At 38.9% G+C, this 10,069-nt stretch carries 6 protein-coding genes; 5 read left to right on the top strand and 1 reads right to left on the bottom strand.

Going from position 1 to position 10,069, the window contains the following annotated elements; translation table 11 throughout:
• The first annotated feature begins 291 nt into the window (after nt 1-291).
• The 5 genes from ACFFIP_RS06430 to ACFFIP_RS06410 all read left to right on the top strand — a co-directional run bounded on the left by ACFFIP_RS06430 (nt 292) and on the right by ACFFIP_RS06410 (nt 9,401).
• Nucleotides 292-711: an alpha/beta hydrolase family protein gene (locus tag ACFFIP_RS06430; protein WP_382386756.1), complete on the top strand. Its 420-nt coding sequence runs from the start codon at nt 292-294 to the stop codon at nt 709-711.
• A gap of 657 nt (nt 712-1,368) precedes the next feature.
• Nucleotides 1,369-4,332 carry a SusC/RagA family TonB-linked outer membrane protein gene (locus ACFFIP_RS06425; protein WP_382386755.1) on the top strand — a complete coding sequence of 988 codons (2,964 nt, stop codon included), beginning with the start codon at nt 1,369-1,371 and terminating at the stop codon, nt 4,330-4,332.
• 12 nt (nt 4,333-4,344) lie between these two features.
• Nucleotides 4,345-5,763, top strand: a complete 1,419-nt coding sequence (locus tag ACFFIP_RS06420) for a RagB/SusD family nutrient uptake outer membrane protein (protein ID WP_382386754.1) — start codon at nt 4,345-4,347, stop codon at nt 5,761-5,763.
• A 183-nt stretch (nt 5,764-5,946) separates the two neighbouring features.
• Nucleotides 5,947-8,973 carry a WD40/YVTN/BNR-like repeat-containing protein gene (locus ACFFIP_RS06415; RefSeq protein WP_446685326.1) on the top strand — a complete coding sequence of 1,009 codons (3,027 nt, stop codon included), beginning with the start codon at nt 5,947-5,949 and terminating at the stop codon, nt 8,971-8,973.
• 116 nt (nt 8,974-9,089) lie between these two features.
• Nucleotides 9,090-9,401, top strand: a complete 312-nt coding sequence (locus tag ACFFIP_RS06410) for an HPF/RaiA family ribosome-associated protein (RefSeq protein WP_382386753.1) — start codon at nt 9,090-9,092, stop codon at nt 9,399-9,401.
• A gap of 35 nt (nt 9,402-9,436) precedes the next feature.
• On the opposite strand, the gene ACFFIP_RS06405 is transcribed toward ACFFIP_RS06410, so the two are convergent.
• Nucleotides 9,437-10,066 carry a rhomboid family intramembrane serine protease gene (locus ACFFIP_RS06405; protein WP_382386752.1) on the bottom strand — a complete coding sequence of 210 codons (630 nt, stop codon included), beginning with the start codon at nt 10,064-10,066 and terminating at the stop codon, nt 9,437-9,439.
• Nucleotides 10,067-10,069: the final 3 nt, after the last annotated feature.

Genomic DNA, 10,069 nt, shown 5'->3' with positions numbered 1-10,069 from the left:
TGCCAGTCTGATTTTTAAAAACTACCTTAGACATTGTTGTATTTTGTTCAACTCTAAAATAATAATTTTAGAGAAGATCAACAATAAAAAAAGGGTGTCTCGACTTTTCGGACACCCCCTTTTTTTGTTTTTTGAAGATTTTTTTTAACCCGGATTATTCATTGGAGCATCAGTTGAATGAGCTTTTGGTGTTTTCTGGTATTCAGGATAGGCCGAGCAAAAAGGTGTTAAATGTTGAAAATGAAAATTTCCCAAATGGTTTTGTGATCAGACCGCTTCAATATTCTCCAGATGGGAAATATCTATGTGAGTACAGGCACGGTTCATCATGGGGTCATGGAGATTGGACAAGTCAGAATGGGTAGAGGGGTGATACCTTGGCCACATAGGGAGGATTACAATAGAGAGAATCCGATGTTCCATATACCAAATATCAAAACCCTGTTTATGATATTGCATGGAATCATGGATGGGGCAGTTGATTGGGCACAGGGGCTTGAATTATATAATGCGGCTAGAAGATTGGGTAAAGAAGTGATTTTTCTTTCCTACCCAAATGAGGGTCACCACTTGTCTAATGGAACAGATCAAAAAGATTTTCAAATTAGGATGAAGCAATATTTTCATTACTACTTAATGGATCATGAAGCACCGGAATGGATGCGGAGAGGGGTTGCTTATTTGGAAAAATTGTATGACAAGGCAAAGTAATCTTTTAGGTTAGTAATTACCTTTTTTTTTTACCCCCCCCCCAAAAAAAAAGCTTTACTTATTTGGAGATGTTTTTTTGTTTTAATTTGGTTAATTAATAAAAAAGTAGAATAGAATTAGCTATTCTTAATATTTATTAATAAAATCAATTGTTTTAGTATTATATTTCGATGAAAAATTTTTATCAAAATATTATTCTGATAATAATTGAAAAATTTAGTTTTATTGAAATAATTAATCTTTTTGAGAAAAATCTCTGACCGATTATGGAAAATTAAATTGTTCTATCTTTCTTTTTTTGGCTGAATTATTTTTCGTAGGATGTAAATTTAATCCAATAAAGTAATTAAAAGTTGATTTTTACAAACAATTCAATGTTTAAAATATTATTTTTTTTATTTTTTATATAAATTTTACACGTGCATAAAAAATCAAAATAATATTTGGTAAAAATACTCGTGTAAAAGGGGCATGTTTTTTTTTATTTAAAATAACAAGTTTATATTTTTCCTATTGATCCTTTGCCTTTAGAGGGTTTTAAAATCTCATTTGATAAATTATAAACCGTGAAAATTGCCTATGAATTGAAATCAAGGATTTAACCACCTTAAAGGGAGCTATCCCTAAATTATCATTACAACACTAACAAACTAGTCTATGAAGAAATCATTATTAATCATGTTGCTATTACTCTTGGCAGTTTCAATTCAAGTTGATGCCCAGCAAAGAGTAATCACCGGAACGGTCACTTCCGGTACGGACAAGGAGCCTATACCAGGTGCCAATGTTCAAATAAAAGGAACCACTGTAGGTTCGATTACCGATTTAGATGGAAATTTTTCCATCAATGTGCCAAGTGATAACAGTATCTTGGTTTTTAGTTATATAGGTTATTTGAGCCAAGAAGTTACTGTTGGCTCAAGAACCAGAATTGATATCCAATTGCAGGAGGATGTTAAGCAATTGGGTGAGATCATTATTGTTGGATATGGAGAACAAGACAGAAAGACACTGACTTCCTCTATTTCCTCAGTCAGTTCAAAAGATATAGAAAACCTACCTATGTCCAGCCCTGACCAAATGATGCAGGGTAGGGCTTCAGGTGTTCTCATAACATCTAATTCAGGTACACCTGGAGGGGGGATGTTTGTTCGTGTAAGAGGAACTACCTCCATCAATGCGGATAATGATCCATTATACGTGGTGGATGGGATTCCGATTGTCTCAGGAAACCTATCTGCAGTTGGATTGGGGGGCAGTACTGCTAATGCTATGGCAGATATCAATCCAGCAGATATTGAATCCATGGAAATATTGAAAGATGCATCAGCTACTGCAATCTATGGTGCAAGAGCTGCCAATGGCGTTGTGTTGATTACCACTAAGCGTGGGAAAAGCCAAAAGGCACGCGTAAGTATTGGCTCTTATTATGGTACTCAAAGTGTGTGGAGAAGACCGGATTTGGTGGATGGTCCAACCTTTGAGGCATTGAGGAATGAGGCCGCCGTCAATAATGGGGGACAGCCAATATATCCTAATCCTGGTCAGGCGATCAGTACAAATTATGCTGATTTTGTATTCAGAGATGCTCCAATCAGTAATGTGGATGTTTCTGTTACCGGAGGGAATGATCAAGTTAGATATTTGGTTTCAGCTTCCGACTTTAGACAAGATGGTATTATAGCCCCAACAGCGTTCGGAAGAAAGACAGGTAGATTAAACTTGGATGCCTTCGTTTCGGATAAATTGAAAATAGGTACCAGTATCCTGTATTCTAGAAACATCAGGAACAGGGTGAACAATGATGACAATATCGCAGGAGCATTGGGTGGGACCCATTTCTTCCCTTCCAATTTGGCTCCTTACCAAGAAGATGGCAGCTATACCAAGTTCAGTATTTTTGAGAACCCAATTGCGGTAATCAACGAGAACGATATTACTATGGTGACCAATAGAGTGTTGGCTACAGTTTATGGAGAATATGAATTTTTCCCTGGATTGTCCTTAAGGAGTAATTTCAGTGTTGACTATAATAACGTAAAAGAAGATACTTATATCAATACTCTATTGAATGCAGGTGCAGCAGTGAATGGACAAGCTACATCTATTGTCAGCGTAAATGATAACTGGATTCAGGAAAACGTGTTGAATTACCAATCCAATTTTGCCGGCGGGCATACCTTAAGTGTTTTGTTGGGAACATCTTTGCAGCAATCCACTTTTGAAAGGACCTCTGCAACCGGACAGCAGTTTCCTTCCAATGATTTTAAGAGAATTGCTTCTGCGGCTGTGCAGACATCATCTTCAACAGGATCTGTTTGGGGTATTGCTTCAGTTTTCACAAGGGTAAATTACTCTTTGAAAAACCGGTATTTATTTACTCTTAATGTCAGAAGAGACGGAAGTTCCAGATTTGGTGAAGCCAATAGGTGGGGTACTTTCCCTTCAGCAGCATTGGGATGGAGAATCTCTGAGGAGAAGTTTTTTGACAATGTGAACTTCATCTCGGATTTGAAATTGAGAACAAGTTACGGGGTTACTGGTAACCAAAATGGCATCAATGATTTTCAATCCAGAGGATTATGGACAGGTGGTGCTAATTATGCCAATATTCCTGGAACAGAACCATCCCAATTGGCTAATCCTGATCTGAAATGGGAAAAAACAGCCCAGTTTAATATCGGTGTAGATGTAGCTTTCCTAAAAGACAGGATGAGCCTTACCTTGGATTATTATAATAAGCAGACTACAGATCTCTTGTTGGCAGTTCCTATTCCAAGATCAAGTGGATTTACCAGTATTTTCCAAAACTTTGGAGAAATGGAAAACAAGGGATTTGAACTGAGCATTAATGCCAATGCCGTTGCCCAAAAAGATTTTACTTGGGATGTGAGTTTTAATATTGCCCAAAACAAGAACAATATCAAAAAGCTCGCACAAGCGATTCCTGTCTATAACAGAGATATCATCCGTATGGAGGAAGGTATTCCCATGTATTCCTTCTGGATGCACAAGCAGCTTGGTGTAGATCCTCAAACAGGTAATCCAATTTGGGAAACTATGGAAGATGGCAGGCCATTCGATCCAAATATTGACAGGTTTATTGTAGGAAATGCCTGGCCTGACTTCTTTGGTGGTCTTACCAATACTTTAAGGTACAAAAATATAGATGCGATGATTTTCTTCCAGTATTCTTATGGAAATGACCAGTTGAACTGGAATAGGTTCTTCCAGGAACATGGTGGTACCAGAAATACCAACTTCTTAGGAAGTCAGCTGGATAGATGGCAACAGCCTGGGGATATCACTATGGTGCCTAGGATGACCAATGCCAATTATGCCGCAAACCTGAGACCATCAAGGTTTGTGGAAGATGGATCCTATTTGAGACTTAAGAATGTTAGCATTGGATATACATTGCCATCTGCCTGGATCAATAGATTGGGTATGAGCTCTGCAAGGATTTATGTAAGTGGACAGAATCTATTAACCTTCACGAATTATAGTGGCATGGATCCTGAAGTTAATGCTACAGCATCCACAGCTACAACTCAAGGTGTGGATTTCTATGCGATGCCTCAGCCAAGAGTTTATATGGGTGGTTTTAATATTACATTTTAATAAGAGCAAGTCATGAAAATATTAAATATATATAAAACAGCGGTGATTTGTTTGGGTTTGGCTTTTGTGTATTCCTGTAATGTGCTAGATCAGGAACCAGAAACCCAGATTTCAGATCAAACAGCTTTTACAGATGAAAAGAGTGCCCAAGCAGCACTTGCCGGTCTGTACAATCAATTGCAGTCTGGATTTTATTATGGAAGAAATTTCCAGATCATAGCGGATGTTTCCAGTGATGTTTCCCAAAGTGTGGGTACTTGGGATTTTTACCGGGAATTGGATACATATCAATTGGATGCTTCAAACCTTGAAGTCACCAATTTTTATACTGCTGCATATAGGGCTGTCAATCAGGCCAACAATATTATTGCGTCAGTTCCAAATATCAATATGCCTCAGGCTAATAAAGACAACATCATTGGGCAGGCCTATTTTGTGCGTGCCTTGGCATTCTTTGATTTGAACAGGGTTTTTGGAGGTGTTCCAGGTGTTCATGGTGAAAAAAGTGTGGTATTACCATTGACTCCTTCTAGAGGAGTCAATGAATCACTTTATCCAAGTAGACCGCCTTTGGCTGAAGGTTATAGTCAAGTGGAAGCTGATTTGTTACAGGCACTCTCTTTATTGCCGGAGCAACAATCCAGTATTGCATTTTCGAAAGCAAGAGCCGTCAAAAGTACAGCCAGAGCACTTTTGTCAAGGCTTTACCTTTATCTTAAAAATTACCCACAGGTGATAAGCCTTTCCTCAGAGGTAATCAATGACAGTAAGTATACATTGATGAGTAATTACCTTAACATTTTTGCGACTGATTTTAGTGGTGAATCGATTTTTGAACTGGAATTTATTGCTGCTGATCAGAGTGCGATGAGATTTTGGTATTTTCCAGGGGCACAGGGTGGCAGAGGGGAACTCGCTGTACATGAACAATTTATTGCGGCGATTCAGGCAGACCAAAATGACGTGAGGGGAAAAATGTTTGGGTTTGATGCGGTTCAAGGCGTCTATTATCCTACAAAATATCAAAAGGCAGGAAATATTGATAATGCGCATATCATCAGGATAGCGGAAATGTATCTTAATCGTGCAGAAGCTTATGCGCAAACTCCTTCAACTTTGAATTTGGCTATCGCTGATCTGAATGCGATTAAACAAAGAGCTGGAGCTGCACTCTATTCTGGTGCTTTGACTCAAGAAGCTGTTCTATTGGAAATTGAGAAGGAAAGGAAGTTTGAGTTCGCGTTTGAAGGTCACAGTTTCTTTGATTTGGTCAGAACAGGCAGAGCAATGGCTGTTTTGAGTAATGTGAGCAGAAAGAACTCTGTTGCACCTGTAAGTTTGGATCAGCCTTGGAAGCAAATTTTAGCTATTCCAAGAGATGAATTGTTGTCTAATCCAAATATGACTCAAAATCCAAATTACGGTAACTAATTAATGAATTGGAGTGTCTCAATAAAGGCTAATGGCAATACTTATTTTCTTAGATAAATATTTTGCCATTAGTCATTTATTGAATCTCACATCCTGATTTATTGATTAACTTAAATTACACATAATATAAATCCATTTACTATGAAAAAACCACTAATGTACCTTTTGGTCATCATGATGTGGATGATGATGGCACCTCATCCCGAAAGTTATGCCCAACAGTATGATGAAAAATTATATAATGCGGTCCAATGGCGGCATATTGGCCCACATCGTGGTGGCAGATCCGCCGCTGTGGCCGGTGTGGCTTCTGATCGAAATACCTATTATTTCGGCGCTACGGGTGGGGGTGTATGGAAGACCACTGATGCAGGGGTAACCTGGGCTAATATTTCAGATGGTTATTTTGGAGGATCCATCGGAGCTGTGGCTGTGGCTGAATCAGATCCGAACATCATCTATGTTGGTGGTGGAGAGAAAACTGTTAGAGGCAATGTCTCTTATGGTTATGGTTTCTGGAAAAGCTCTGATGCCGGTAAAACCTGGCAAAGCCTGGGCATGGAAGAAACCAGATTTATTTCCCGAATAAGAATTCATCCTAAAAACCCGGATGTTGTCTACGCTGCGGTTTTGGGTGATATCTTCAAACCTACCGATATGCGAGGTGTATATAAGTCTACAGATGGTGGTAAGACTTGGAATAAAAAACTGTTTGTGGACAACCAATCTGGAGCAGTTGATTTGGTTTTGGACCCCAAGAATCCTGATGTCATGTTTGCCACTACTTGGCAGGTAAAAAGAACCCCTTACAGCTTGGAAAGTGGTGGTCCTGGCTCTAAAATGTTTAAAAGTACTGACGGTGGTGAAACTTGGAAAGAGATTTCCAGAAACAAAGGGCTACCTGCTGGAACTTTAGGTATTATGGGTGTTACCATTTCACCATTAAACTCAAACAGGGTATGGGCTATAGTTGAAAATCTTGAGGGAGGGGTATTCCGTTCTGATGATGGGGGCGAAACTTGGGAGAAAACCAATGAAGATAGAAGCCTCAGACAAAGAGCATGGTACTACACAAGAATTTTCGCCGATTCACAGGATGAAAACACCGTGTACGTACTCAATGTAAGTTATCACAAATCCACAGACGGAGGTAAGACATTCAAAAGTGCCAACGCTCCTCATGGTGATCACCATGACCTGTGGATAGATCCAGCAGACAATAAGAGAATGATTATTGCTGATGATGGTGGTGCCCAGGTTTCTAATGATGGTGGCGCCAGTTGGTCCACATATATGAATCAACCTACCATGCAATTCTACAGGGTCACCACTGACAATCATTTCCCTTACAGAATTTATGGTGCCCAGCAGGATAATTCAACCTTGCGTATCAATCATAGAAACGAAGGCTTTGGCATTACTGAAAATGATTGGGAAGTCAGTGCAGGAAGTGAAAGTGGTTGGTTAGCTGTAGATCCTTTAGACAATGATATTGTCTATGGTGGTAATTATGGTGGACTTCTTCAGATGTTGAACCATAGGACAGGTGAAAAAAGAAATGTCAATGTATATCCGGATAACCCAATGGGACATGGCGCAGAAGGTATGAAATATAGGTTCCAGTGGAACTTCCCTATTTTCTTCTCTCCTCATGATCCAAAAGTATTGTATACTACTTCTAATCAATTCCATCGGTCTACCAATGGAGGACAGTCTTGGGAGACTTTCAGTCCTGATCTGACAAGGAATGCAAAAGAAAAATTGGGTCCATCAGGAGGTCCTATTACTAAGGATAACACCTCAGTAGAATATTACAGTACAATCTTTGCAGCTACAGAATCCCCAATTAAGAAAGGGGTCCTTTGGGCAGGTTCAGACGATGGATTGGTGCACGTATCTCAAGATAATGGTAAAACCTGGACAAATGTGACGCCTAAAGATTTGCCGGAATGGATTCAGATCAACAGTATGGAAGGTCATCCATTTGAAGAAGGTGGATTGTACTTTGCTGCAACCTCCTATAAAAATGGCGATTTTGCTCCTTATCTGTACAAAACAACTGACTACGGTAAGACCTGGACTAAAATCGTAAAAGGAATTGATCCCCAACATTTCACTAGGGTAGTAAGAGCCGATCCTGGAAAGAAAGGGATTCTCTATGCAGGTACAGAGACCGGAATGTATATTTCATTCAATGATGGCGCAGATTGGAAACCATTCCAATTGAACCTTCCAATTGTACCGATTACTGATTTGGCGATTAAAGAAAACAATTTGATCGCTGCTACCCAAGGTAGAAGTTTTTGGATTATCGACGATTTGACTGTTATCCATCAATTGTCCAATGAAGTTGGCAGCAAGCCGTTTTACCTTTTCAAACCTCAGGATTCTTATAGAATTGACGGGGTGAGAAGAGAGTCTAAAACAGCTGGCACTAACAGACCAGGCGGTGTATTGGTTTATTATCATTTGAAAGAGCAGCCTAAGAATGAGGTGAGATTGGAGTTCTACGACAATAAAAACAACCTTATCAAAGAATTCTCTTCAAAAGGCATAGAAGGCGATACATTAAAGTATAAGCTTGGTTCTAATGAATTCAACTGGAACCTAAGACTTCCAGATGCGAAAGGATTTGAAGGAATGATTATGTGGTCCGGTCCTCTTAGAGGTCCAAAAGTGGTACCAGGTGATTATACAGTAAGGTTGACAGTAGATGGTCAGGCTCAAAACCAATCATTCAAAGTATTACCTGATTTGAGGTATTCTTCTACTCAGGCAGATCTTCAGGCGCAGTATGACTTCTTGTTGAAGGTCAGAGATAAATTAACTGAAACTCATGAAACCATTACGCTGATCAGAAAATATAGAGATGAGTTGAATGGAATCGTAGAGAAGAATGCCCGACAGAAGAGAACCATCGAGCCAATCGTCAAGTCTATTTCTGATATTGAGAAAGAGCTGTATCAGACTCAAAACAGAAGTGGCCAGGATCCTTTGAATTTCCCAATCCGTCTGAATAATAAACTTGCACATTTGAATGTAATCGTTGGTACAGGTGAATTTAGACCGACTGATGGGGCTGAAGAAGTGAGAGTTGAGATTACCAGACAAATAGATGCACAATTAGAAAAATTCAGAGAAATAGAAAAGAATAGAATTTCTAAGATTTTGAATATCGAAGAGATGAAAACTGAGTTGAAAATGAAGTAATCTAAAGTTGAATTTTAAATAAAAAACCACTCAATTTTGAGTGGTTTTTTTGTGACCTTAAGCACTTGAAATACGTATAATAAAATGTATTTTTAAACTAAAATAAAATTTCAATCATGAATTACACAGAAAATTACAAGGGCGTAAAGATCGACGTTCAGGCAGTTAACCTGGATATCAGTGAGGCAGTGCAGGCTGAAATCAGGGCTTCTATTGATAAACTTTCAAGATTCACCAATAATATCAATGCCCTCGATGTTTACTTTAAAAATGATGGGCAGGGGAATAATGTTACCAGAGTGGTCAGCATGAGAGTTGGAGTGCCTGGTCCAGATGTATTTGCTGAAGAGAGAGGTGAACATTGGGTCACAATGTTAAAAGCTGTAACTGATAAAAACATCCGACAGTTACAGAAAGGCAAAGACTGATCGGTGATTTGCTAAAGTAATAGAAGAGCTTCAGGTCAAAATGGCCTGAAGCTTTTTATTTGTTCCACAAATTGCAATGCACTTTGGGGTGAAATGATCAGGATAAAAAAGATTCCAAATAATGCACCGTATAAGTGAGCCCCATGATTGATACCATCATTTCCTTTTTTGGACTGCATGTAGGTGTATATTAAAAATATAATACCTAAGAGAAATCCAGGAAGACAAATAATACCGAACAGACAAATGTCTGAAAGGGGCATGATCACAATACTTGCGAATACAGCGGCTGCAACTCCCCCTGATGCGCCCAAGGCTCGATAGCCATAATCATCACTGTGTTTGAAATAGGTGGGTATGTCGGACACAATAATGGCACCTATGTAGAATAATACAAAGGTAATTAGGCCCAATCCGGTACCCAATCTATATAACAAAAACATCTCAACCACCCTGCCGAAAAAATAAAAGGTAAACATATTAAATAGCAAGTGGATATTGTCCTTGTGAATGAAACCTGAAAGGAAAAACCTGTCCCACTGATTTCTGTTTTTGATAAGATAAGGTGTAAACATCCACCTATTCAATAGTTCTGGGTTTTTCCAGGCTATATAAGATGTCAAAACTGTAATTCCGATCAGGACGACAGTAGCAGATAACTCCATAGT

Source organism: Fontibacter flavus (genome assembly GCF_042432905.1).
Classification (GTDB): domain Bacteria; phylum Bacteroidota; class Bacteroidia; order Cytophagales; family Cyclobacteriaceae; genus Fontibacter; species Fontibacter flavus.
This window is presented reverse-complemented; position numbering and strand designations above follow the sequence as displayed.